This is a genomic window from Paenibacillus piri (assembly GCF_004354045.1).
Classification (GTDB): domain Bacteria; phylum Bacillota; class Bacilli; order Paenibacillales; family NBRC-103111; genus Paenibacillus_S; species Paenibacillus_S piri.
Map to the genome: position 1 here is coordinate 196,696 of NZ_SMRT01000005.1, position 23,338 is coordinate 220,033.

General features: G+C 53.1%; 19 protein-coding genes. 18 read left to right on the top strand and 1 reads right to left on the bottom strand.

Annotated elements, in window-relative coordinates; all coding sequences use genetic code 11:
- Positions 1-10 precede the first annotated feature (10 nt).
- From clpX to E1757_RS13460, 3 genes are all read left to right on the top strand, one after another.
- Complete coding sequence (clpX, locus tag E1757_RS13450) at positions 11-1,276, top strand: ATP-dependent protease ATP-binding subunit ClpX (protein ID WP_133228837.1); 1,266 nt, start codon at positions 11-13, stop codon at positions 1,274-1,276.
- A gap of 104 nt (positions 1,277-1,380) precedes the next feature.
- On the top strand, positions 1,381-2,493 hold the full coding sequence (gene ispG, locus E1757_RS13455; protein ID WP_133228839.1) for a flavodoxin-dependent (E)-4-hydroxy-3-methylbut-2-enyl-diphosphate synthase: 1,113 nt from the start codon (positions 1,381-1,383) through the stop codon (positions 2,491-2,493).
- Between the two features lie 546 nt (positions 2,494-3,039).
- The gene (locus tag E1757_RS13460) at positions 3,040-3,810 is read left to right on the top strand and encodes a divergent polysaccharide deacetylase family protein (protein ID WP_133228841.1); all 771 of its coding nucleotides are present in this window, start codon (positions 3,040-3,042) and stop codon (positions 3,808-3,810) included.
- On the opposite strand, the gene E1757_RS13465 is transcribed toward E1757_RS13460, so the two are convergent.
- A complete protein-coding gene (locus E1757_RS13465) occupies positions 3,763-4,542 on the bottom strand; it encodes an N-acetylmuramoyl-L-alanine amidase family protein (RefSeq protein WP_246079184.1) in 780 nt (259 codons plus the stop codon). The two genes, E1757_RS13460 and E1757_RS13465, sit on opposite strands and share 48 nt — an antisense overlap.
- 224 nt (positions 4,543-4,766) lie before the next feature.
- Between E1757_RS13465 and lonB the strand changes: the two genes are divergently transcribed.
- From lonB to hemG, 15 genes are all read left to right on the top strand, one after another.
- Entirely contained in the window at positions 4,767-6,467 is a 1,701-nt protein-coding gene (gene lonB, locus E1757_RS13470; protein ID WP_133228843.1) for an ATP-dependent protease LonB, read from the top strand.
- Positions 6,468-6,809: 342 nt separating this feature from the next.
- Positions 6,810-9,143 carry an endopeptidase La gene (gene lon, locus E1757_RS13475; RefSeq protein WP_133228845.1) on the top strand — a complete coding sequence of 778 codons (2,334 nt, stop codon included), beginning with the start codon at positions 6,810-6,812 and terminating at the stop codon, positions 9,141-9,143.
- A gap of 26 nt (positions 9,144-9,169) precedes the next feature.
- The gene (gene yihA / locus E1757_RS13480) at positions 9,170-9,787 is read left to right on the top strand and encodes a ribosome biogenesis GTP-binding protein YihA/YsxC (RefSeq protein ID WP_133228847.1); all 618 of its coding nucleotides are present in this window, start codon (positions 9,170-9,172) and stop codon (positions 9,785-9,787) included.
- A gap of 348 nt (positions 9,788-10,135) precedes the next feature.
- A complete protein-coding gene (locus E1757_RS13485) occupies positions 10,136-10,723 on the top strand; it encodes a non-ribosomal peptide synthetase module (RefSeq protein ID WP_165972106.1) in 588 nt (195 codons plus the stop codon).
- A 765-nt stretch (positions 10,724-11,488) separates the two neighbouring features.
- Complete coding sequence (gene speD / locus E1757_RS13490) at positions 11,489-11,890, top strand: adenosylmethionine decarboxylase (RefSeq protein ID WP_133228849.1); 402 nt, start codon at positions 11,489-11,491, stop codon at positions 11,888-11,890.
- Between the two features lie 264 nt (positions 11,891-12,154).
- Complete coding sequence (locus E1757_RS13495) at positions 12,155-12,682, top strand: S-adenosylmethionine decarboxylase (protein WP_133228851.1); 528 nt, start codon at positions 12,155-12,157, stop codon at positions 12,680-12,682.
- Between the two features lie 169 nt (positions 12,683-12,851).
- On the top strand, positions 12,852-14,246 hold the full coding sequence (gene hemA, locus E1757_RS13500) for a glutamyl-tRNA reductase (RefSeq protein ID WP_133229114.1): 1,395 nt from the start codon (positions 12,852-12,854) through the stop codon (positions 14,244-14,246).
- A 21-nt stretch (positions 14,247-14,267) separates the two neighbouring features.
- Complete coding sequence (locus E1757_RS13505) at positions 14,268-15,092, top strand: cytochrome C assembly family protein (RefSeq protein ID WP_133228853.1); 825 nt, start codon at positions 14,268-14,270, stop codon at positions 15,090-15,092.
- 20 nt (positions 15,093-15,112) lie between these two features.
- Positions 15,113-15,829: a precorrin-2 dehydrogenase/sirohydrochlorin ferrochelatase family protein gene (locus E1757_RS13510; protein ID WP_165972107.1), complete on the top strand. Its 717-nt coding sequence runs from the start codon at positions 15,113-15,115 to the stop codon at positions 15,827-15,829.
- Positions 15,830-15,922: 93 nt separating this feature from the next.
- Entirely contained in the window at positions 15,923-16,852 is a 930-nt protein-coding gene (hemC, locus tag E1757_RS13515) for a hydroxymethylbilane synthase (protein WP_133228857.1), read from the top strand.
- Positions 16,853-16,857: 5 nt separating this feature from the next.
- On the top strand, positions 16,858-18,387 hold the full coding sequence (gene cobA, locus E1757_RS13520) for a uroporphyrinogen-III C-methyltransferase (protein WP_133228859.1): 1,530 nt from the start codon (positions 16,858-16,860) through the stop codon (positions 18,385-18,387).
- Between the two features lie 185 nt (positions 18,388-18,572).
- Positions 18,573-19,571: a porphobilinogen synthase gene (hemB, locus tag E1757_RS13525; protein WP_133228861.1), complete on the top strand. Its 999-nt coding sequence runs from the start codon at positions 18,573-18,575 to the stop codon at positions 19,569-19,571.
- A gap of 273 nt (positions 19,572-19,844) precedes the next feature.
- Positions 19,845-20,909 carry a uroporphyrinogen decarboxylase gene (gene hemE / locus E1757_RS13530; RefSeq protein WP_133228863.1) on the top strand — a complete coding sequence of 355 codons (1,065 nt, stop codon included), beginning with the start codon at positions 19,845-19,847 and terminating at the stop codon, positions 20,907-20,909.
- Entirely contained in the window at positions 20,910-21,845 is a 936-nt protein-coding gene (hemH, locus tag E1757_RS13535; RefSeq protein WP_133228865.1) for a ferrochelatase, read from the top strand.
- 6 nt (positions 21,846-21,851) lie between these two features.
- The gene (gene hemG / locus E1757_RS13540) at positions 21,852-23,315 is read left to right on the top strand and encodes a protoporphyrinogen oxidase (RefSeq protein ID WP_133228867.1); all 1,464 of its coding nucleotides are present in this window, start codon (positions 21,852-21,854) and stop codon (positions 23,313-23,315) included.
- Positions 23,316-23,338 lie beyond the last annotated feature (23 nt).

The window sequence follows — 23,338 nt, forward strand, 5'->3', positions numbered from 1 at the left end:
GAGTGATCCCATGTTTAAATTTAACGATGAAAAAGGTCAGCTCAAATGCTCCTTTTGCGGAAAATCGCAGGAACAAGTCCGCAAGCTGGTTGCCGGACCGGGTGTTTATATTTGCGATGAATGCATAGAGCTATGTACGGAAATCGTCGAGGAAGAGTTGGGTCACGAGGAAGAACTCGATCTCAAGGACGTTCCGAAGCCGAAAGAAATCCGCAATATTTTGGATCAGTACGTCATTGGTCAGGATCAAGCGAAAAAATCGCTATCCGTAGCGGTTTATAATCACTATAAACGGATTAACTCCCAGCAAGCCAAGATGGAGGACGTTGAGCTTCAAAAGAGCAACATCGTGCTCCTGGGCCCTACGGGCAGCGGTAAAACGCTGCTGGCTCAAACGTTGGCCAAAATTTTGAACGTTCCGTTCGCGATTGCAGACGCCACTTCATTGACCGAAGCAGGCTACGTAGGCGAAGATGTGGAAAACATTTTGCTGAAGCTGATCCAGGCCGCCGATTATGATGTGGAAAAAGCGGAGCGCGGAATTATTTATATCGACGAAATCGATAAGGTAGCCCGCAAATCCGAAAACCCGTCCATTACGCGCGACGTTTCCGGCGAAGGCGTGCAGCAGGCGCTGCTGAAAATTTTGGAAGGAACGGTTGCATCCGTGCCGCCGCAAGGCGGGCGCAAGCATCCGCATCAGGAATTCATCCAAATCGATACGACTAATATCTTGTTCATTTGCGGCGGCGCCTTTGACGGCCTGGAGCAAATCATCAAGCGCAGAATCGGCAAAAAAGTGATCGGCTTCGGCACGGACGGCTTGAAGGCCGATCTGAAGCCGGGCGAATACTTGACCATGGTGCTTCCCGAAGATTTGCTTAAATTCGGCTTAATTCCGGAGTTCGTCGGACGTCTTCCGGTCATTTCCACCCTCGAGCCATTGGACGAAGCAGCTTTGGTACGCATCTTGACGGAGCCTAAAAACGCTCTTGTAAAGCAGTACCAGAAAATGCTTGAAATGGATAACGTTACGCTTGAATTCAACCAGGAAGCACTGGATGAAATTGCCCGCGAGGCGATCAAGCGCAATACCGGCGCCCGCGGCTTGCGCGCGATCATTGAAAGCATTATGCTCGAAGTGATGTACGAAGCGCCGTCCCGGACCGAAGTGTCCACCTGCGTCGTAACCAAGGAGGCGGTTCAAGCCAAGATCGCTCCCGAAATTACGGCGAAAGACGAAAAAGCGGTGAAGAAAAAAGAAGAGAGCGCCTAAGCTCCAGCATTCATTAAACCAGAGCAGCCTCCAATCCGATGTAAAGTCCATGCGGCTTTATATCGGAGCGGAGGATGTTTGGTATCATGGGAGAGATTGAACCTATGTTTCACAGAACGGAAACTATTCCCGTGAAAGTCGGGAATTTGACGATCGGCGGCAGCAACGAGGTCATCATGCAGAGCATGTGCACAACGAAAACGGCCGATGTAAAAGCGACCGTTGCGGAAATACGCCGTTTGGAGGAAGCGGGCTGTCAAATCGTCCGTGTGACCGTCAATAACAAGGAAGCGGCCGAAGCGATTAAAGAGATCAAGAAGCAGATTAACATCCCGCTTGTCGCGGACATTCATTTCGATTACAGATTGGCGCTGCTGGCGATTGAGAACGGCATCGACAAGGTGCGGATTAATCCGGGCAATATCGGACGCCGCGAAAAAGTCGAGGCCGTCGTTAAGGCGTGCAAAGAGCGCGGCATCCCGATCCGCATCGGAGTGAACGCGGGCTCGCTGGAAAATCATTTGTTGGAAAAATACGGTTATCCAACTCCGGACGCGATGGTCGAAAGCGCCCTGTACCATATCGGGATATTGGAGGAGCTCGATTTCCGTGATATTATCGTCTCTCTCAAAGCATCCGATGTTCCTATGGCCATCGCCGCTTATACGAAGGCCGCGCAGTCGTTCCGTTACCCGCTCCATTTGGGCATAACCGAGGCCGGCACGCTGTTCTCGGGCTCGGTGAAAAGCTCGGCCGGCATCGGCGCTCTGCTCAGCATGGGACTGGGTTCAACGGTTCGCATCTCGTTAAGCGCAGACCCGGTCGAGGAGATCAAGGTCGCACGCGAGCTGTTAAAAACGTTCGGCCTTATTACGAACGCCGCCACATTGGTGTCCTGCCCGACATGCGGACGTCTGGATATCGACTTGTTTTCGATCGCCAACGAGGTGGAGGCGTACATCTCCAAAATCAAGGTGCCGATTAAAGTTTCCGTTCTGGGATGTGCCGTGAACGGGCCGGGTGAAGCGAGGGAAGCCGATATCGGGATTGCCGGCGCGCGCGGCGAAGGCATGCTGTTCCGGTACGGAGAAATGATCCGCAAAGTGCCGGAGGCCGAATTGTTGGCCGAGCTGAAAAAAGAAATTGACGTGATCGTGGAGCATTATGCCCGCACCGGGGAAATACCCGGCCGCAAGCAGCATGCGCCGCAGGCTTAAAGCTGTAAATCAATAAGCAGGGGCTATCCCAAAAGGAATATGCAAGCCGCCTCCAAAACCACTATAGAAGTGGGGATGGAAGCGGCTTTTTACATGCAATCGAAGACCGGCTGATAAAAAGAGAGGTAGCAGAAGACACAAAAGTAGAACAGTAAGAGGGCATGGATGTGGGGTGGAAAGTTTATGGGCCGTCTTTGAAGTCGTGTTCCCCCTGCCTAGTCTATTTATATGTTTTCAGCGGAGCTGAAAAATTCTGATATTGCAAGAAAAGCTACATCAAAAACACGAATGTATCTTCATCGAAAGGGCTTCGGTCAGAAGCTTTTCTTATTGCCAGGAAATGATTCACAGCCAATTTCTGCGAAATCAGGGATGGTTCATGCATAGCTTTTCCATGACTGGAGACTAATAACAAAGATACCCGCTTTGCTCAATGCACCGCTAGAAGCTTATTTAACAAATTTCTCAAAGTCGGGTGAACTGCAAGCGGCGAAGGCGGAACCGTTCCGCCGAGCTTCTCATTGAAAACAATCAGGAGGCTACAACATGAAACGTTATGCAAAAAGATGGGCATTGGTAATGATGTCCATGAGCTTGATCGCCGCAGCCTGCTGGACGGCATGGGCGGAGGAGGGTGCACAACTGCCCGCCAAAAAACTCGCGATCGTTATTGACGATTTCGGCAACGACATGCTCGGCACGAAAGATATGCTGGAGCTGCCTGTCCCGATTACAGTCGCCGTCATGCCTTTTTTGCCGACGACGCGGCGTGATGCCGAATGGGCCCATAAAATGGGGCATGACGTTATCGTTCATATGCCGATGGAGCCGGTGCACGGCAAGAAAAGCTGGCTTGGCCCGGGCGCCCTCACCACCGATTTGTCCGATGATGAAATTCGGAAACGGGTGTTGGCCGCGATCGACGAGGTGCCATATGCAATCGGCATGAATAACCATATGGGCTCCAAAGTAACGGCGGATAAACGGGCGATGCGGATCGTGCTCCAGGTATGCAAGGAGAAAAACCTGATCTATCTAGACAGCAAGACGACGCACAAAAGCGTGGTCAAGCCGCTGGCGAAGGAGATGGGCGTCAAATTGGTGGAAAACGACATTTTCATGGACGATGTTTATACCCGCGGACATATTGCCAAGCAGGCGGCCAGAGTGCAGAAGCATGTAAAAGAAAACGACGCGACTGTTGTCATCGGCCACGTCGGTCCTCCGGGCAAGCATACGTCAGCCGTGCTGAAGGAATCGATTCCGGCGTTAAAACAGCTTGCGCAATTTGTTAAAGTATCTGAAATAGCTCCCTGAGCTTTCCTTTTTTTTCATGGAGCCGGTGCTTTCCAGATAGGCGGATACCCCTTTTACAATCGCCTCGGCCAATTGCTTTTGTTTTTCCGGCTGCATCATTTGATCCCGGTCGGCCTGATTGGAAATGAAACCCATCTCCACAATGACGGCCGGAACTTTGACATGTTTAAGCAAGTAATAAGGCTTGCCGTACACCGCCTCGGTCGACGTGCCGTACAGTTCGTTTAACGAACGTTGGATGTGCTCGGCAAGCTGCTTGCTGGAGTCCGTATTTTGAAACAGCACGAGCGGACCGCGCTTTGAGCTTTTGCCGGACCAGTTGACGTGCAGGCTGATCATCGCCTTTGGGCGAATCTCGTTGGCGAGATGGCTCCGCTGGGCCAAGTCTTTAAGATGGCGCGAGCGGATTCGAAGCCATCGGTTTTCCTCGCTGAGCGCGTAATCATCCAATCGGTTGACCATCGCCGTCAAACCTTTTTCCTTCAACAGCTTATAAGTTATCTGAGCCATTTTCAGATTGATATCCTTTTCCAGAATATTGCCGTGCAATGTGCCGCTGTCAACGCCGCCGTGGCCGACATCGATAAGGACGTCGATATCGGATACGATAGGATTTTTGATAAACGGATAAGATGCGTCCGTCTTTTTGGCGGTTGCCGTATGAGGAACGGGATAAAAGAGCAACGAACCGATCAATACGATCGACAGCATGAACTTCGTCATTCGGCGCATGAGCATATTCCTCCGATCAAAATGGTTTACTGTAATATCGTTCTCCCTTGCCTTGATCTCATTCATGCTTGAAAACTTTCTCATCAGGGGATTAATCCAGCCATAAGAGGGGAATACTACCAAGAGGCGACTATTTGGAATTGTCGGCCATGGTTTGTTCTACATTGCTTCAATTCCAGCTTGGGAAAATCGTTTTCTTGCAAAAATGTTTAGGAGGTCCCCTTATGAATATCAGTGTGATTCTGATGATTATCCAGTTGTTTTTCGCCATTGTAATCGGGTTGTATTTTTGGAATTTACTGCGCAATCAGCAGTCCAATCGAACGGCCGTTGATAAAGAATCGAAAAAGGAGCTGGAAAAGCTTAGAAAGCTTCGCTCCATTTCTTTAAATAAGCCATTGGCTGAAAAGACGAGACCTACCGCGATGACCGATATCGTCGGGCAAAAGGAAGGGCTGCGCGCCCTTAAAGCTTCGCTTTGCGGCTCGAACCCGCAGCATGTCATCATTTACGGCCCTCCCGGCGTCGGGAAGACGGCCGCAGCCCGTGTCGTGCTGGAGGAGGCCAAGAAAAATACGGACTCGCCGTTCAGACAGGACGCCAAATTTACCGAGGTGGATGCGACGACGGCACGCTTTGACGAACGCGGGATTGCCGATCCGCTGATCGGCTCGGTGCACGATCCTATTTACCAAGGCGCGGGAGCTATGGGCGTCGCCGGCATTCCGCAGCCGAAAGCCGGAGCCGTGACGAAAGCGCACGGTGGGATTTTATTTATCGACGAAATCGGTGAATTGCATCCGCATCAAATGAATAAATTATTAAAGGTGTTGGAGGATCGCAAAGTGTACCTGGAAAGCGCCTATTACAACTCGGAGGATACGAACATTCCGGGGTACATTCATGATATATTCCAAAACGGACTGCCCGCTGATTTCCGGCTGGTCGGCGCCACGACGCGCAATCCGAGCGAGCTGCCGCCGGCGATCCGCTCCCGCTGCATGGAAATTTTTTTCCGCCCGCTGCTGCCTGAAGAAATCGGTAAAATCGCGTTGAATGCATTGAAAAAAATTGGACTGCCCGACAATCCGGCAGCCGTCGAGGTCGTCAAACGGCATGCCACCAACGGCCGCGAAGCCGTCAATATTATTCAATTGGCCGCGGGAATGGCTTTGACGGACGGACGTCATGAAATATTGGCCGCCGATGTCGAGTGGGTAGTCAACAGCTCGCAAATTCCGCCGCGGCCCGACCGCAAGATCGGCTCGAAGCCGGAGGTCGGATTTGTCAACGGGTTAGCCGTTTACGGACCGAATCTGGGAACGATGCTGGAAATCGAAGTAACGGCGATCCCTGCCGTACAAGCCGGAGCGGGCAAATTTACGATTACCGGTGTGGTTGACGAGGAAGAGATGGGCGGGGGCTCCCGAACGATCCGCAGAAAAAGCATGGCCAGAGGCTCTGTGGAAAATGTGCTGACCGTACTGCGGCGGCTGGGCATTAATCCGTATAACTATGACCTGCACATCAATTTTCCTGGCGGAACGCCGATTGACGGACCGTCGGCCGGCGTGTCGATGGCAACGGCGATCGCCTCGGCGATCCAGCAAATTCCGGTCGACAATCACATTGCAATGACCGGCGAAGTGGGCATCCACGGTAAAGTGAAGCCGGTCGGCGGCGTTGTCGCCAAGGTGGAGGCGGCTTTTCAGGCCGGGGCGACAAAGGTCATTATCCCGAAGGAAAACTGGCAGGAAATATTCAACGGCTTGAACGGTCTCGAGGTCATTCCGGTCGAATCCGTGGAAGAAGTGCTGTTTCATGCGCTGGGTATCGAATTTACGGTTTCCGAAACGCCGGCGGTGCAGCCTGAGATGATGCAGCCGGCTTCAATTACCGTCCTGCACGCCGACGGGCTGGAGTAATCGGCCCGGCGGCGCTCCTTTGATCAAAGCCTCCCAAAAGAGCCGAAGTACGCCATCGCGGTTTGCTTCCCTTTTGGGGGGGCTTTGTCGGTTAAGGACGCGGAGGCCGGTTCGGGCGGTTGTACCGATTGGTGTTTTGAAATCAATTTTGATAAAATGTAAATGATCAACGATTGGGATTGTTTTCCGCGATGCCGCGCCACAGCGCGTCGAGTCGCTGTTTTTCAGGCAGCGCTCAGCGCAGCGGAAGCTTGAACAATGACTTTGCGTCAAGCCAAAGTTAAGCCGATCGCTTACGAAGAAAACTTTGCTTCAGGCAAAGTTCTTAGGGGGTGCTCCAGGATGGGACCGAACAAGACAAAGGTACGGCGATTGCCCTTACTTCCATTGCGCGGGCTGCTCGTTTACCCGAGCATGGTGCTGCATCTGGATGTGGGCAGGGAGAAGTCGGTAAAAGCACTGGAGAAGTCCATGGTGGACGACAGCATGATCCTGCTATGCTCACAGTCGGAAGTGAATATTGAAGAGCCTACAACAGAGGACATATACCGGATTGGCACGATCGCCAAAGTAAGGCAAATGCTGAAGCTGCCTAACGGTACGATTCGCGTGCTGGTCGAAGGGGTCGTCCGTGCCGAAATCAGCGAGTTTTTAACGAATGACGAATATTACGAGGTACAGGTCAAGGAGCTGCCGGAGCAGGAAACGACGGATCCGGAGATCGATGCGCTGATGCGGACCGTACTGAACCAGTTTGAGCACTACATCAATTTATCCAAAAAGGTAACGCCCGAAACGCTTGCAGCCGTTTCCGACATCGATGAGCCGGGCCGGCTTGCCGACGTCATTTGCAGTCATTTGTCGTTGAAAATTAAAGATAAGCAGGAAATATTGGAAACCGTCGATGTAAAGGAGCGGCTCGAAAAGCTGCTGGGCATTTTAAATAACGAGCGCGAAGTGCTGGAGCTGGAACGGAAGATCAGCCAGCGCGTGAAGAAGCAGATGGAGAAGACCCAGAAGGAGTATTACCTTCGCGAGCAAATGAAGGCGATACAGAAGGAGCTGGGCGACAAGGAAGGCCGTGCCGGGGAAGTCGAGGAGCTGCGCGCGCAGCTTGCGGAAACGGACGTGCCGGAAAAGGTCAAGGAAAAGATCGAGAAGGAGATCGACCGGCTCGAAAAAATGCCGGCTACCTCGGCCGAGGGCGGCGTCATCCGCAATTATATCGATTGGCTGTTGGGCATTCCATGGAACAAATTTACCGAGGACGATCTGGACATTGCCAGAGCCGAAGAAATTTTGAACGAGGATCATTACGGACTGGAAAAGCCGAAGGAGCGCGTGCTCGAATATTTGGCCGTCCAGCAGCTCGTGAAAAAGCTCAAGGGTCCGATACTTTGCCTTGTCGGCCCTCCGGGCGTCGGTAAAACGTCGATCGCCCGTTCCATCGCCCGATCGCTCGGCCGCCAGTTTATTCGAATCTCGCTGGGCGGCGTTCGGGACGAGGCGGAAATACGCGGCCACCGCCGCACGTATGTGGGGGCAATGCCGGGCCGGATCATCCAGGGGATGAAAACGGCCGGAACGACGAACCCGGTCTTCCTGCTCGATGAGATCGACAAGATGGCGATGGATTTCCGCGGAGATCCGGCCGCCGCGCTGCTTGAGGTGCTTGATCCGGAGCAGAACAACACGTTTAGCGACCATTATATCGAGGTGCCGTTCGACCTGTCGAATGTGATGTTCGTCACGACAGCCAACGCGGTGCATAATATTCCGCGTCCGCTGCTCGACCGGATGGAGGTGTTGTACATCCCCGGATACACCGAGATCGAGAAGCTCAATATCGGCCGCAACTACTTGCTGCCAAAGCAGCAAAAAGATCATGGGCTGCACAACGAGCAGCTTATTGTAGAAGAGCCGGCGCTGATGAAAATCGTCAGGGAATATACGCGGGAATCCGGCGTGCGCAATCTGGAGCAGCAAATTTCGGCCGTATGCCGCAAGGCGGCGAAGCTGCTCGTTTCCGGTCAAGTGGATTCGGTAACGGTACGTCCGGACAATGTGAAAGATTTTCTCGGACCGCCTAAATTTCGCTACGGCATGGCGGAGGAATACGATCAGATCGGGGCTGTTACCGGCCTGGCCTGGACGGAGGTCGGCGGCGATACGCTGGTCATCGAGGTGACGGTAATGCCGGGCAACGGCAAGCTGACGCTGACAGGCAAGCTAGGGGATGTCATGAAGGAGTCGGCGCAGGCCGCTTTCAGTTATACCCGGTCGCGGGTCGATCAGCTTCGCATTCCTCCGGACTTCCACGAGAAGGTGGATATTCACATTCATATTCCGGAGGGCGCCATTCCTAAGGACGGCCCGTCGGCGGGAATTACGATGGGAACCGCGCTGATCTCGGCGCTGACGAATATTCCGGTATCCCGCGAGGTTGCGATGACCGGCGAGATCACGCTGCGCGGCCGCGTGCTGCCGATCGGCGGCTTGAAGGAGAAAAGCTTGGCCGCTCACCGCGCAGGCATCCGCAAAGTGATTATTCCTAACGACAATGTGAAGGATATCGAAGAAATTCCGGAAAGCGTCCGTCGCGAACTGACCTTTATTCCGGTGATGCATATGGATGAGGTGCTGGAGCACGCGCTGGTCAAGCCGGTCCAAGTCTAACTACCCAAAGAAATGAGTGAAGCACGATGAAGGTCAATCAAGCTGAATTTATAATCAGCGCGGTTGGTCCGAGTCAATACCCTCCCGACGCCTTGCCGGAAATTGCTCTGGCAGGGCGTTCGAATGTCGGGAAGTCGTCATTGATCAATCGGATGATCCAGCGCAAAAATCTGGCCAGAACGAGCTCCAAGCCCGGGAAGACCCAGCAGCTCAATTATTATAAAATCAATTCGGACTTATTTTTCGTCGATCTGCCGGGTTACGGGTATGCGCAGGTGTCCAAATCAAAGCGGGAAATTTGGGGCAAATTTATCGAAGAATATTTATTGCACCGTGAATATTTGCAGCTTGTGCTGCTTATAATCGATTTGAGGCATCCTCCTTCGAAGGACGATCAGGCCATGTACGATTGGCTCAAGCATAACGGCGTGCCGATGTGCGTCGTGACGACGAAAGCGGATAAGATTACAAAGGGCCAATGGCAGAAGCATGTCAAAATCGTCAGGGAAACGCTTGGAATGGGGAAGGAAGAACCATTGGTGCTTTTTTCATCCGAGCTGGGAGTCGGCAAAGATGAGCTGTGGCAAACGATCGAGCGCGCGATTGGCCGGGAGGCCGGGCAGGAAAACGTTCAGCCGGGCTGAAGCGTCCTTCGACAAGCCGCATATACCGCGGCCGGGCGTTCGTTCATTCATGATTCAGCATAAAGATACACCACCCGTATCCGGAATAAAATCATATGCGGCGACCGCCGAATCGAAGGGGTGCGATCTTTTGCCTCTGGCAGGGATTTGCAGAACTTGGCGCGTGAAACAGAGGGATTTAAATGATATATTGAAATCTTCCAACGAAAAAGCGGTTTTTTCTAAAATACAACGAAATTCAATGAATTGCCGGCAGGAATATTAAATATTTATGTAGTATAATGTATATAGCGAAAGATTGTAACAGCAAGTCTTCAAGGTTCGAAATTAAAGAATCGAGGGATTTTTATGGCAATAAGGTTAGCGACCGAATACGTCAAAACCTGCCTGCAACTGACGGAAGCCGAAATGGCCATGTTTATTCAAATGTTTGTCAACCATCAGGCGTCTCTTCAGGTAAGAGTGCTTGAGAACGGGAATCAGGAAGTCGTACTGCCGGACGATGCGGGGCAAGAAATAGTCCTTTCGTTCGAACGAAAGCTTGGCTTCTATATATGCCAAGGTTCCTGCCGGATTACGAATCGAAAATTGGTTGATTTGATGCGAAAAGCGGTTTCCTCCTTCAAAGGGAGCGCCGTCGTGCACCGTATTTATGCAGCTTACACCATGATATATGAATACGAGCGCGGAACGGTAGTCAAAATTATGGAAAGCAAGAACGGCAACGAAAAAGTCATTTATGAATATAAAGATACCGTCGGCCAATTGGAGCAGCTATTCCAGAACGATGCGGTCGAACGGGAAATTTCACGAATCAAGCTGACGATTAATCAGCTGCTTGATTTAAGGAACGACCTCCAGGATGAAGCCGTTCGCGAACATATTGACGACCGTTTGCAGAAGCTGACACACGAGCTGTTCGTACTTGAAGCTTAAGGCAAGGGGCCACTTCTATAAGAAAAGCTTCTGACCGAAGCCCTTTCGACGAAGATACATTCGTGCTTTAGCGGTTGCTTTTCTTGCAATATCAGAATTGTTCAGCTCCGCTGAAAACATGTAAATTCTGATATTATAAGAAAAGCTTCTGACCGAAGCCCTTTCGATGAAGATACATTCGTGTTTTAGATGTAGCTTTTCTTGCAATATCAGAATTGTTCAGCACCGCTGAAAACATGTAAATTCTGATATTATAAGAAAAGCTTCTGACCGAAGCCCTTTCGATGAAGATACATTCGTGTTTTAGATGTAGCTTTTCTTGCAATATCAGAATTGTTCAGCTCCGCTGAAAACATGTAAATTCTGATATTATAAAAAAGCCTATATAACTCTTCCGGATCGCCTAGCGATATCGGGGGAGTTTTTCTTGTTACAGCCGAAAAAAAGCGGCCGCAACCATTCGCGCAATTATTTGAATATTGTTCGGATTTTCCTTGAAAAGCGTGCACCAGACCTAGTTTTTTGACATATGTTAGACAGTAATTGTTTGCTGCCCAACTAGTAAAATGACAATTGGTAAAAAAAAGTGTTGCATTTCTGTTCAATAGATGTTATTTTTATTTTCGTTGAAAACAAAATAGGAACCAGGATTCACTCAGGACATTGAATGTTGCGAGAGATTATTCCCTCGGGAAGTGAATGACGTAGGTCCTAGCGGATGAAATTTTTTCAAACATTTTATTCCTAGGAAGGGGGAACCGAAGGATGGAATATTCAACTTTCGGAAGACACGTTGCTGTTGATACTTGGGGAGTCGATTTTGATCTTCTCAACAATGCAGAATGGTTACAAGCACAAATGGTAGAGGCTGCCGAGGCATGCGGAGCGACGGTCATGTCGGTTCAATCCAAGCAGTTTGAGCCGCAAGGTGCAACAGTGCTAGTTTTATTGTCGGAAAGTCATCTCTCCATTCATACGTATCCTGAGAAAGGTTTCGCCGCTCTCGATTGTTACACATGCGGTGAAACGGTTGATCCTCAGTTGGCAATCGACTATATGGTTTCCGTGCTGAAGCCTGAGACGGTACATGCGAAAAAGCTGGTTCGCGGTATGGGCGAGCTTGTTGTGGAAACGCCGGTTATTAAACAGGCGCAGTTAATTAAATAAAATAATCGCCCGTATAAGGGAACAATAGCCATGGATCGATTCGGGTCCGTGGTTATTTTTATTTGAACGACCCTTATGAATTTCCATACCCCCCCTCCCATACAATATTAAGAAAAGCTTCTGACCGAAGCCCTTTCGACGAAGATACATTCGTGTTTTTGATGTAGCTTTTCTTGCAATAACAGAATTGTTCAGCTCCGCTGAAAATTTGTAAATATCTTATCGTTCAAATGGGACAAAATGCAAGCTGGGGAGGGGACTCCGGTGAAACGGAAAAAAAAGCTGTATATTTATGTGCTGCTGCTGTTTTTGGTGGTTTGGCCGGTTTATCAAATTGTCGGGATGTTAGGCGGCCATGCGGAGAAGCAAAACGCCGGGAAGCTGCTGTACCAGGTTTCCATGTTTCAGATGGAGCTGCTCGGCAGCTTTCTGAACGATGTGAATCAAATGCAGGGGACCGGCGGACTGGACCTGCTGCGTCAGGCCGTGTACACGGCGAATTTCACGCATGAGCATCTCGTGCTGGCATTCGGCGAGGATCGGCTGACGCCGCTGAACGGCCTTACTCAGCTGATGCAGTATGTCGTGAGGCTCCAGATCGGCGGGCAGCGGCCGCTGAAGGCGGACGAAGCGCAGACGCTCGAGCAGATCCGCAAGCAGTATGCCGACATGTTCGACGCTTACGGGAAGCTTATGTCGCCGAGCTATTCGATCGTATCCGCGCAAAACGATAAATTGATGAAAGCGGATAAGGCGATGACGGAGCTGCTGCGAAAAAAGCTGCTGCAATAGCCGGCGCGGCCGAAACGAATCCAGTTCCGGTATAAAGCGGACAAATTAGGCTGAAAATATATAAGTGATAAGCGCCGCTTTCACATATTATACAAAAAATTTGTCGGAGCAGCCCGGCTATATATGCTATAATGTTTTCAGAAAACAAAGGGGGAGGCAGGTGACGACTGTGCATATCGTTGTAGCGGGCTTAAATTACCGGACGGCGCCGGTGGCGATCCGCGAAAAATTTACATTTTCCGAGGTAGAGCTGACCCGGGCGCTGAAGGAGCTCAAGCAAACGAAGAGCGTCATGGAATGTGTCATTGTCGGCACCTGCAACCGGACGGAATTATACGTGGTTGTCGAGCGGGAGCACTTGTGCGGACATTATTTGCGCGGCTTTATCGAAAAATGGTTCGGCGTTCCCCGCGAACAGTTCAATAAGCATTTATATATTTATGAGAGTGATAAAGCGATCGACCACCTGTTCCACGTAGCCAGCGGCCTTGATTCGATGGTAATCGGGGAAACGCAAATATTGGGTCAGGTGAAGGATGCGCTTCAGCTGGCTCAGCAGGAAAAAACGACAGGCGTGATGCTGAACACGCTGTTCAAGCAAGCGGTCACGATGGCGAAGCGCGCGCATACCGAAACCGGGATCGGCGAAAACCCGGTATCCGTCAGCTATGCGGCTGTCGAGCTCGGCAAACGGATTTTCGGCAGCTACGATCATAAGAAGGTGATGATCGTAGGCGCAGGCAAAATGAGCGAGCTGACGGTGAAGCATCTATATGCCAACGGGGCGGACAAGGTGATTGTCGTCAACCGTACCTTGAGCCGGGCGCAAGAGCTTGCGGACAAGTTTCAAGGCGTCGCCTGTTCGATGGACCGTTTGCTTCAATATTTGGAGGAAGTCGATATCGTCATCAGCTCGACCGGCGCAGCGGATTTGGTGCTCACGCGGGAGCAGGTTGCCGCAGTTTTGCAAAAACGCCGCTCCAGACCGCTGTTCATGATCGATATCGCGGTTCCGCGCGATTTGGACCCGGCCATCGGAGAGCTGCCGAACGTGTTCTTGTACGACATCGACAATTTGCAGACGATTGTCAACAATCATTTGCAGGAGCGCCATAAGGCGGCTGTTGTGATCGAGGAGATGATAGTCGGAGAAATGCGGGCATTCGAGCAATGGACCAAGACATTGGGGGTAAGCCCCGTTATTCAGGCTCTGCAGACGAAGGCGGGCATGATCCATGAGGAAACGATGGACAGCCTGATGAAGAAGCTGCCCGATTTGGACGAACGGGAGCTTAAAGTCATTCGCAAGCTGACGAAAAGCATCGTCAATCAAATGCTGCGTGACCCTGTCAACCGCATCAAGGAAATGGCGGCCGAACGACACGGTGATGAGGCGCTGGACTATTTTACGAAAATATTCGCGCTCGAGGAGCAGATGGCACAACTGGAGCAGGAGGAGGAGGCCGCACGGAAGTCGGCCGCGGAAGGTGCCCATGACCGTTGGAAGGAAGAGCAAGTCACTGCGGTTCCAATGACGCCCGCCGATGCCTTGGCTAAATCGTAATCGGGAGAGGTGCCTTGGTCAATGGTTACGAAAAGCTGGTTATATGATGCGATCATCTATATATATGCCCTGAGCCTGCTGTTTTACTTCTCGGACTTCGTCGGTTCGAATCGAAGTGCGAAACGGATGGGTGCAGGGTTGCTTTCTTTTGTATGGGTTTTGCAAACGGTCTATCTGGTATTCAGTTTGATCGAGCATAACCGGGCGGCTGCCTACTCGATGTTTGAAGCGCTGTTTATGCTGTCCTGGCTGCTCGTTGCGGTATCGCTGATCATAAGCCGCTTTTTTCGAATCGAGCTATTCGTATTTTCGGTTAATGTGATCGGGTTCGCCGTGTTGGCTTTGAATTTTTTCAGCAATCCGAAAGTATCGCCGACGCTGGCCTCATGGAAAATAAGCGATGAGCTGCTTTTTATACATATCAGCCTGTCGATCGGCAGCTACGGAGCTTTCGCGATAGCGGGCGTTTTTTCGGGGATGTACTGGTTTTTGCACCGGCAATTGAAGGAGAAAAAATGGTCGAAGCTGATGCAGCGGCTGCCAAGCCTGGATAAAACCGATCATTATGCATATGTGTCCGTTATTATCGGCGCTCCACTGCTATTGCTCGGTCTTTCGCTCGGCGTGGTATGGATTGTGCTTGAAGGAGATATCAGGCTGCTCTTTGATCCGAAGGTGATTAATTCCTGGTTTGTGATGCTGGCCTATACGTTTTATTTATTTCAGCGTATTGTGATGAAAATACCCGGGGACAGACTGGCGCTTTGGAATTTGGCCGCTTTTTGCATTATGGCGCTGAATGTGGTGTTTGCCAACTTTTATTCGGCCTTCCATCAATGGTCATAACCGAAAGACGGGTGGATGCGGTGAAACAACCGGAGGGTAAAAGGTATTACCCATTAATGCTCGACATGAAGGGGAAAAACTGCGTCATTGTCGGAGGCGGAACGGTAGCGCAGCGCAAGGCTGAGGCGCTGCTCGAAGCGGGTGCGGAGGTTACGCTGATCAGTCCGTCTTTTACGGCACAGCTGGAGCAGCGGGCCCTGTCGGGCGAAATGCCGCCAAGGCTGATCCGCGAACGATACCGTCCGGGCATGCCGGAGCTGGGCGAAGCGTTTCTTGTTTTTGCGGCGACGGATGTAACGGAGATCAATTCGGCGGTGCGTTTGGAAGCGGAATCGTTGGGCAAGCTGGTTACTGTAGCCAATGACGCGGCAGGCAGCGGTTTTATCGTTCCGGCGGTCGTGCGGCGGGGCAAGCTGGTCATCGCGGTTTCGACCGAAGGCGCAAGTCCCGGCACGGCCAGAAAGGTTAAACGGGAACTGGAGCAAATGTTCGGCGACGAGTACGAGACGTACCTGGAGCTGCTGCAGCAGCTGCGCGTGCTGGTTCAGTCGATCGTCGGCGATACGGCGGAAAGGCAGGCGATATTCCGGGCGATATTGGACTTGGAGCTGCTTGCGTGGATTCGCTCCGGACGCTTTGACGAGCAGGCCGGGAGGGAGCTGGCATTACGGATCGCCGCTGATCCGACGGAAGCCGGAATCCGGCAGCTGGACGAATGGATTCGCCGGCTCGATTAAAAAAATATCGGGGGCTCACCCAAAAAGTTATCGGAGTTAGCTTCGGAGCATTACGTCATTATTGGGGGACTCAGAAGCAGAGGAGATGAGAGTATGCGCAAAATTATCGTCGGTACGAGGCAGAGCGCGCTGGCTCTGACGCAGACCGGGCAGGTGGTGAAGCATCTGCGGGCGCTGTGCCGGGAGCATGGCATCGAATGCGAATTTGAAGTGAAAAAAATCGTCACCAAGGGCGACCGGATTTTGGACGTAACGTTATCCAAAGTTGGCGGAAAAGGGCTGTTCGTCAAAGAAATCGAGCAGGCGCTGATGGACGGCGAGATCGATATGGCAGTGCACAGTATGAAGGACATGCCCTGGGAGCTTCCCGAAGGGCTTGTCGTCGGCGCCGTACCGCTGCGCGAAGACCCGCGCGACTGCCTGATCACGCGCGGAGCCGCCGGCCTCGACGAGCTGCCACAGGGAGCGAAGGTCGGCACGAGCAGCCTGCGCCGTGCGTGCCAGCTGCAGCATTACCGCCCGGATCTGCGGATCGAGTCGATCCGGGGCAACATCGATTCGAGGCTGAAGAAGCTCGAATCGGAAGGCTTCGATGGGATACTGCTGGCGGCCGCCGGCTTGCGGCGGATCGGCTGGGAGGATCGCATCAGCGCTTATTTGCCGCCCGAGGTATGCATCCCTGCCGTAGGCCAGGGAGCGCTCTGCATCGAATGCAGGGGCGGCGACGGATTCGTGCTTGACCTGCTCAAGCACTATAATGATGCGCCGACCGCCCTTGCGGTGGCGGCGGAACGGAGCTTTCTCGGCAAGCTGAACGGCGGCTGCCAGGTGCCGATCGGCGCATATGCGACAATCGCCGCCGACGGCGGCATCGCGATGACCGGGATGGTAGGCTCGCCGGATGGGGACAGCATGCTTAAAGAGACCATGACCGGAACCGATCCGGACAAGCTGGGGCATGAGTTGGCGGATGCTTTGATTGCCAGGGGTGCCGCTGAATTATTGGCGATGGTGAGGAGCTGAGACGGGTGAGTAAGGGAGTCGTATATCTCGTTGGAGCAGGGCCGGGCGATCCGAAGCTGATAACGGTTCGGGGACTGGAGGCCATACAGCGCGCCGATGTCGTTGTATACGACCGCTTGGCAAGTCCAAGGCTGCTCAGGCATATGAAGCCAGGCGCGGAAAAAATATTTGTCGGCAAGCTGCCGGACAAGCATATGATGAAGCAGAGCGAAATTAATCGGCTGCTGGTCGATTTGGCGCTCCAAGGCAAAATCGTTACCCGGCTGAAGGGCGGCGATCCGAGCGTGTTCGGCCGGGTCGGCGAGGAAGCGGAGCTGTTGGCCGACCATGGAATCCGGTTCGAAATCGTGCCGGGCATCACATCGGCGATCGCGGTTCCCGCTTATGCCGGCATTCCGGTCACACATCGTGATTTTACGTCCTCATTTTCGATCGTAACCGGACATGAGTATCCGAACAAGACATACAGCAGCGTGAATTGGGGAAATTTGGCCCAGGCTTCGGGCACGCTCATTTTTTTGATGGGCGTGGCGAACCTGGAATTTATATGCAGTCAATTGATCGAAGGCGGTAAATCGGCCGCCACGCCGGTCGCGCTGATCCGCTGGGGAACCTGGATGGAGCAGGCGACGCTCACAGGCACGCTCACCGATATTTTCGACAAGGTGAAGGCGGCGAATTTTCAATCGCCCGCTGTTATTATCGTCGGCGAGGTCGTCAAGCTGCGCGACAAGCTCGCTTGGTTTGAGAAAAAGCCGCTGTTCGGCCGCCGCATTCTCGTCACGCGCGCCCGCAGTCAAGCAAGCGATCTGGTGAGTCAGATCGAGGAGCTGGGCGGCGAGGCGGTCGAGTTTCCGGTGATCCGCATACAGCCTCCGACGAAGGCCGCCGCACAGCAGGCGTTAGGCTTGGCCCTGCAGCGGCTGCCGGATTTCGACTGGGTTTTGTTTACGAGCGTGAACGGGGTAGAACGCTTTTTCGAGGAGCTTCGGGACAGGCGTATCGATGTGCGCGGCATGAGCAAGGCGCGAATCGCCGCCGTCGGCCCGAAAACGGCCGATGCGCTGTTGAATCGCGGCCTGCTGGCGGACATGCTGCCCCCCAAGTTTCAAGGCGACGAGCTGCTGGCCAGCCTGGAAGCCGAGCTGAAGCCGGGGCAGCAGGTGCTGCTGCCGACGGCCGATATTGCCAAGGCTTACATTCCGGCAAAGCTTCGCGAACTGGGACTTCAAGTGACCGAGGTGGATGTATATGAGACCGTATTGGAGACGAGCGGCGGTGCGGAACTGATCGAGCTGCTGCGGCAGCAGGCCATTCATATTATTACTTTTACAAGCTCGTCCACCGTTACGAATTTGCTGCGTGCTCTGCAGGAGCTTGGGGTTTCCGATCCGTTGGAGCTGCTGGCCCCTTGCCGGATAGCCTGTATCGGACCGATGACGGCGCAAACCGCAGAAGAAGCCGGGCTCGGCGTCGATTATTTGGCGGAGGAAGCGACCGTCGAATCGCTTGTGGCCGGGCTATATCAACCGTAGCGCTTGCCTTGCAAACGTTAGAAGTCGGGCGAATATGAGGCGGATAAAGCGGTATCGTTCTGTAATAAGCTTTTAACATATAAGCAGAGACTGTCGATGAATATGGAAAAGGCATTGAGAATTGCTATAGGGCCGCACTTAATCGACAGTCTCAATTAACATGTAATCTCAGGAGGGGAAAAGCAATGGGATTTCCAATCGTTCGCAACCGGAGACTGCGCAGCTCGAGCGCGATTCGCAGTTTGGTCAGAGAGAACGCGGTTTCGGTGAATGATCTGATTTATCCGATTTTTGTAACGCATGGCACGCAAATCAAGGATGAAATTTCGTCGATGCCGGGCGTATATCATTTTTCGCTGGACCGTCTCGAAGAGGAGATTCAGGAGGTCGTTTCGCTAGGCATTAAAATGATCATGCTGTTCGGCGTTCCCGAGCATAAGGATGCCGAGGGCAGCTCGGCATTCGACCATAACGGCATTGTGCAGCAGGCAACCCGCCGTATCAAAAAGCAGCACCCGGAATTGCTCATCGCAGCGGATACCTGCTTGTGCCAGTTCACCGATCATGGCCATTGCGGCTACGTGCATGTCGATGAGAAGACGCAGCTCGCCGAAGTGCATAATGACCGTTCGCTGGAGCTGCTCGTGAAAACCGCCGTTGCCCAAGCCGAAGCGGGCGCCGACATCATCGCCCCGTCGAATATGATGGACGGCTTCGTCTATGCGATTCGTCAAGGACTGGACGAAGCGGGCTACGATCATATTCCGATCATGTCTTACGCGGTAAAATACGCGTCTTCCTATTACGGGCCTTTCCGCGAGGCGGCGCATTCCGCTCCCCAATTCGGCGACCGGAAGACGTATCAGATGGATCCGGCCAATGCCCGCGAAGCGCTGCGCGAGGCTGAGTCGGATGTCGTCGAGGGTGCGGACTTTTTGATGGTCAAGCCTGCAATGGCTTATATGGACATTATACGGACGCTGCGCGACCAATTCGACCTGCCGCTTGTATGCTACAATGTGAGCGGTGAATATTCAATGATTAAAGCGGCCTCGCTGCAGGGCTGGGTCGACGAGCGTGCGATCGTGATGGAAACGATGACCGGCTTCAAGCGGGCGGGTGCGGATCTGATTATTACCTACTTCGCTAAAGATGTGGCCCGCTGGGTACGCGAATCCATATAACCGAATTATGAATTTTATAGCTTTTCCCATGCGGCTCGCATTTTGCGGCTGTGCGGGAGAAGCTTTTTCACATTCATAGGACGTTGAGTTTGAGATCCGGCGAAACGGCTGTCCGGGCGCGGTTCTTGTCATACTTTTGTCGGAATCTCGGGACCCATTCTGTTGTTACAGGCTGCCAAATAGGGCATAATAATGATTAGAACAAATTATGCTTGCGAAGCGGATTTTGCTTGGGGAATGTGCTTTGGGGGTATACGGAAACGAGGTAGAGCGATGAGTTATAACGATACGTTGATCAGAGCCTGTAAAAAGCAGACGGTGGATACGCTTCCGGTGTGGTATATGCGGCAGGCGGGACGCTATGACCCGGAATACCGCAAAGTGAAGGAAAAGTACAGCCTGCTCGAAATTTGCAGGCAGCCGGAGCTGGCCGCAGAAGTGACGATGATGCCGGTGCGCAAGCTGGGCGTGGATGCGGCGATTTTATATTCGGATATTATGAATCCGGTTGCCTCCATCGGCATCGACTTCGACATTGTCAAAGACGTCGGTCCGGTCATTCATAACCCGATCCGTTCCACGGCCGATGTGGAGAGGCTTCGTCCGATTCAGGTGGAAAAGGACTTATCTCATATTATGAAAACCATTGAAATTTTGGCGGCGGAGCTCCAGGTACCGCTCATTACGTTTGCGGGCGCTCCGTTTACGATTGCAAGCTACCTGATTGAAGGCAGACCGACCAAGAGCTATATCCGGACCAAGCAGCTCATGTACAGCGAGCCGGCTGTCTGGTTTCAGCTGATGGATAAGCTGGGCGATATGGTTATTACCTATTTGAAAGCGCAAATCGCTGCCGGAGCGAAGGCGGTACAGCTGTTCGACAGCTGGGTGGGCGCACTTTCGCCGAATGATTTCAAACAATACGTACTGCCCACCATTACAAGAATATTCGCGGAGCTTCGCCATTTGGAGCAGCCGAAAATTTATTTCCCCGGCGTGAGCTCCGGCGAGCTGCTGCCGCTTCTGGGACAGATTGAGGCCGATGTCATTGGGCTTGATTGGCGCGTTTCGATCGCAGAAGGCCGCAGGCGGGTCGGATCGCGGTACGCCGTACAAGGCAACCTCGACCCCTATGTGCTGACGGCTCCGATGCCGGTCATTCAAGAGCAGGCAAAAGCGATCATCGATCAGGGTGTTGAGCGGCCGGGGTTTATTTTTAATTTGGGTCACGGCCTGTTTCCGGAAGCTTCGCTCGACAAGCTGCGCGAGCTGACCGAATTCATACATGCTTACTCGAAGGAAGCTCTGGCCAAATCGAAACAAGGAAGCGGTGTGTAAATGTCTAAACAGCGAATCGGCGTTTTGGTTATGTCATACGGTACTCCGGAGAGCCTGGACCAGGTGGAAGCCTATTACACGCATATACGTCGCGGGCACCCGCCTACGCCCGAGCAGCTCAAAGACTTGACGGATCGATACGAGGCGATTGTCGGCGGGTTTTTCCCGCTGCGCGAAAATACGAACAAGCAGGTGCAGGCTTTGGAGGACCGGTTGAATGCCGATCATCCGGAACTGTCGTTTACGTGCTACCAGGGATTGAAGCATGCGGCGCCGTACATTGAGGACGGTGTGGAGCGGATGGTCAAGGACGGGATCCGGCAGGCGGTCGGCGTCGTGCTGGCGCCGCATTATTCGGTGATGAGCGTCGGAGGGTACATCAAGCGGGCGCAGGACAAAGCGGCCGAGCAAGGGCTGGATATCCGGTTTGTCAAAAGCTATCATCTGCACCCGCAGCTGATCGAAGCTTTGTCGAGTCGCGTGACGGATACGCTCTTGCGGTTCGGCGATGTGCCGAAAGATGAAATCAGAGTTGTGTTTACGGCACACAGCCTGCCTGAGAAAATATTGGAAATGAAAGACCCGTACCCGGAGCAGCTGCTGGAAACCTCAAGGGCGATTGCCGCCCGGACCGGCGTTTCCAACTGGCAATTCGGCTGGCAGAGCGCCGGGCAGACCGGAACCCCATGGCTCGGGCCGGATATACTGGATGTGCTGCATACCGTCAGCGCCAAGGAAAGGATACGGCATGTGCTGGTTTGTCCGATCGGCTTCGTATCCGATCATCTGGAGGTTTTGTACGACCTCGATATTGAAGCGCAGCAGACGGCAAGCGAGCTGGGCGTTCATCTGGAGCGTACTCCTTCTCTCAATACGGATCCGTTGTATATGGGTACGTTAAGCGATGTCGTTTATGCGCTATGCGAGAGGAATTGATGCGGGATGGGGAATGAACCGAAGCATGTGGCCATTATCGGCGGCGGCCTTACCGGCTTAAGCGCAGCCTATTATTTGAAAAAGGCGATGGCGGAGCGGGGCGCGGCTGTCCGGATAACCTTGATCGAAAAAGGCAGTTCGTTCGGGGGCCGTATTCATACCTTAAGAAAAGAAGGCTTCGTTATTGAAAAAGGGCCGGATTCTTTTTTGGCGCGCAAGCCGGCAATGATCGAATTGACCAGAGAGCTTGGGCTGGAGGATCAGCTGACGGGCACGAATCCGAACGCTAAAAAAACGTACATCATTCATAAAAACCGGTTTCACCGTATGCCGCCCGGACTTGTTTTGGGGATCCCGACGGAGCTCGGACCGTTTATGAAAACGGGGCTGCTGTCGATCGCAGGCAAGGCGCGCGCCGCCCTGGATTTGCTGTTGCCCAAGCGGAGCAGTGAGGACGACGAGTCGCTCGGGGCATTTTTGGAGCGGAGACTCGGAAAGGAAGTATTGTCGCAGATTGCCGAGCCGCTGCTGGCCGGCATTTATGCGGGGAATACGTATGCGCTGAGCGTCAAAGCGACGTTCCCGCAGTTTCATTCGCTGGAGCAAAAGCACCGCAGTTTAATCATCGGGATGACCCGCAACCGCAAACAGGGCGGCGAGGAAAGCAGAACAATGCCCGAGGTGGCGAAAAATACCGTATTTTTGACGTTCAAGCAGGGCTTGCAAACAATTGTGGAGGGCTTGACCGAAGCGTTGGTTCGCGACGGCGTCCGCTTCATCAAGGAAGCGGAGGTTCGTTCCATTCGGAAGGCTGATGGAGCGGGGGAGGGGCGGCCCTACGAACTGACCTATGGCAGCGGTCAAACGGAAAGCATCGACGGCGCCGTCATCGCGCTGCCCGCCTACGCCATCGCGCCGCTGCTGCAGGAGGTGCCGGCTGCGCATGAATTGATGGACATCGATTATGCTTCGGTGGCGAACGTCATTCTCGCTTTTCGCGAACAGGATATGGTACGCGAGCTGGATGGCAGCGGATTGCTCGTTCCGCGCAGCGAGGGCAGATTCATTACCGCCTGTACCTGGACGTCCTCGAAATGGCTTCATACCGCGCCTGAAGGAAAGGTGCTGCTGCGCTGCTATGTCGGCCGTTCCGGCGATGAGCGCTGGATGGGGATGTCCGAGCCGGAAATCGTTCGGGCGGTTCGGCATGATTTGCAGGAGTTGATGGGTATTACGGCCGAGCCGATGTTTACGGAAATTACGAAAATGCCGCGTTCCATGCCGCAGTATCCGGTCGGCCATCTGCAGCTGGTCCAGCGTGTGCGCAGCGGCTTGGCGAAGCAAATGCCGGGCGTACACGTAACCGGCGCCGCTTTCCACGGCGTAGGGCTTCCCGACTGCGTCCGTCAGGGGAAGGAAACGGCATTGGCGCTCGCAGCGCAGCTGACGGCTGCCGGTTCAAGCCAATAAGCCCGATTAAGCGTCGGGCTTGT

What these genes read in the sequence shown, in the direction of transcription:
- clpX (WP_133228837.1), top strand. Translation starts at nt 11, where the DNA reads ATGTTTAAATTTAACGATGAAAAAGGTCAGCTCAAATGCTCCTTTTGC.
- ispG (WP_133228839.1), top strand. Translation starts at nt 1,381, where the DNA reads ATGTTTCACAGAACGGAAACTATTCCCGTGAAAGTCGGGAATTTGACG.
- E1757_RS13460 (WP_133228841.1), top strand. Translation starts at nt 3,040, where the DNA reads ATGAAACGTTATGCAAAAAGATGGGCATTGGTAATGATGTCCATGAGC.
- E1757_RS13465 (WP_246079184.1), bottom strand. Translation starts at nt 4,542, where the DNA reads ATGCGCCGAATGACGAAGTTCATGCTGTCGATCGTATTGATCGGTTCG.
- lonB (WP_133228843.1), top strand. Translation starts at nt 4,767, where the DNA reads ATGAATATCAGTGTGATTCTGATGATTATCCAGTTGTTTTTCGCCATT.
- lon (WP_133228845.1), top strand. Translation starts at nt 6,810, where the DNA reads ATGGGACCGAACAAGACAAAGGTACGGCGATTGCCCTTACTTCCATTG.
- yihA (WP_133228847.1), top strand. Translation starts at nt 9,170, where the DNA reads ATGAAGGTCAATCAAGCTGAATTTATAATCAGCGCGGTTGGTCCGAGT.
- E1757_RS13485 (WP_165972106.1), top strand. Translation starts at nt 10,136, where the DNA reads ATGGCAATAAGGTTAGCGACCGAATACGTCAAAACCTGCCTGCAACTG.
- speD (WP_133228849.1), top strand. Translation starts at nt 11,489, where the DNA reads ATGGAATATTCAACTTTCGGAAGACACGTTGCTGTTGATACTTGGGGA.
- E1757_RS13505 (WP_133228853.1), top strand. Translation starts at nt 14,268, where the DNA reads ATGGTTACGAAAAGCTGGTTATATGATGCGATCATCTATATATATGCC.
- hemC (WP_133228857.1), top strand. Translation starts at nt 15,923, where the DNA reads ATGCGCAAAATTATCGTCGGTACGAGGCAGAGCGCGCTGGCTCTGACG.
- hemB (WP_133228861.1), top strand. Translation starts at nt 18,573, where the DNA reads ATGGGATTTCCAATCGTTCGCAACCGGAGACTGCGCAGCTCGAGCGCG.
- hemE (WP_133228863.1), top strand. Translation starts at nt 19,845, where the DNA reads ATGAGTTATAACGATACGTTGATCAGAGCCTGTAAAAAGCAGACGGTG.
- hemH (WP_133228865.1), top strand. Translation starts at nt 20,910, where the DNA reads ATGTCTAAACAGCGAATCGGCGTTTTGGTTATGTCATACGGTACTCCG.
- hemG (WP_133228867.1), top strand. Translation starts at nt 21,852, where the DNA reads ATGGGGAATGAACCGAAGCATGTGGCCATTATCGGCGGCGGCCTTACC.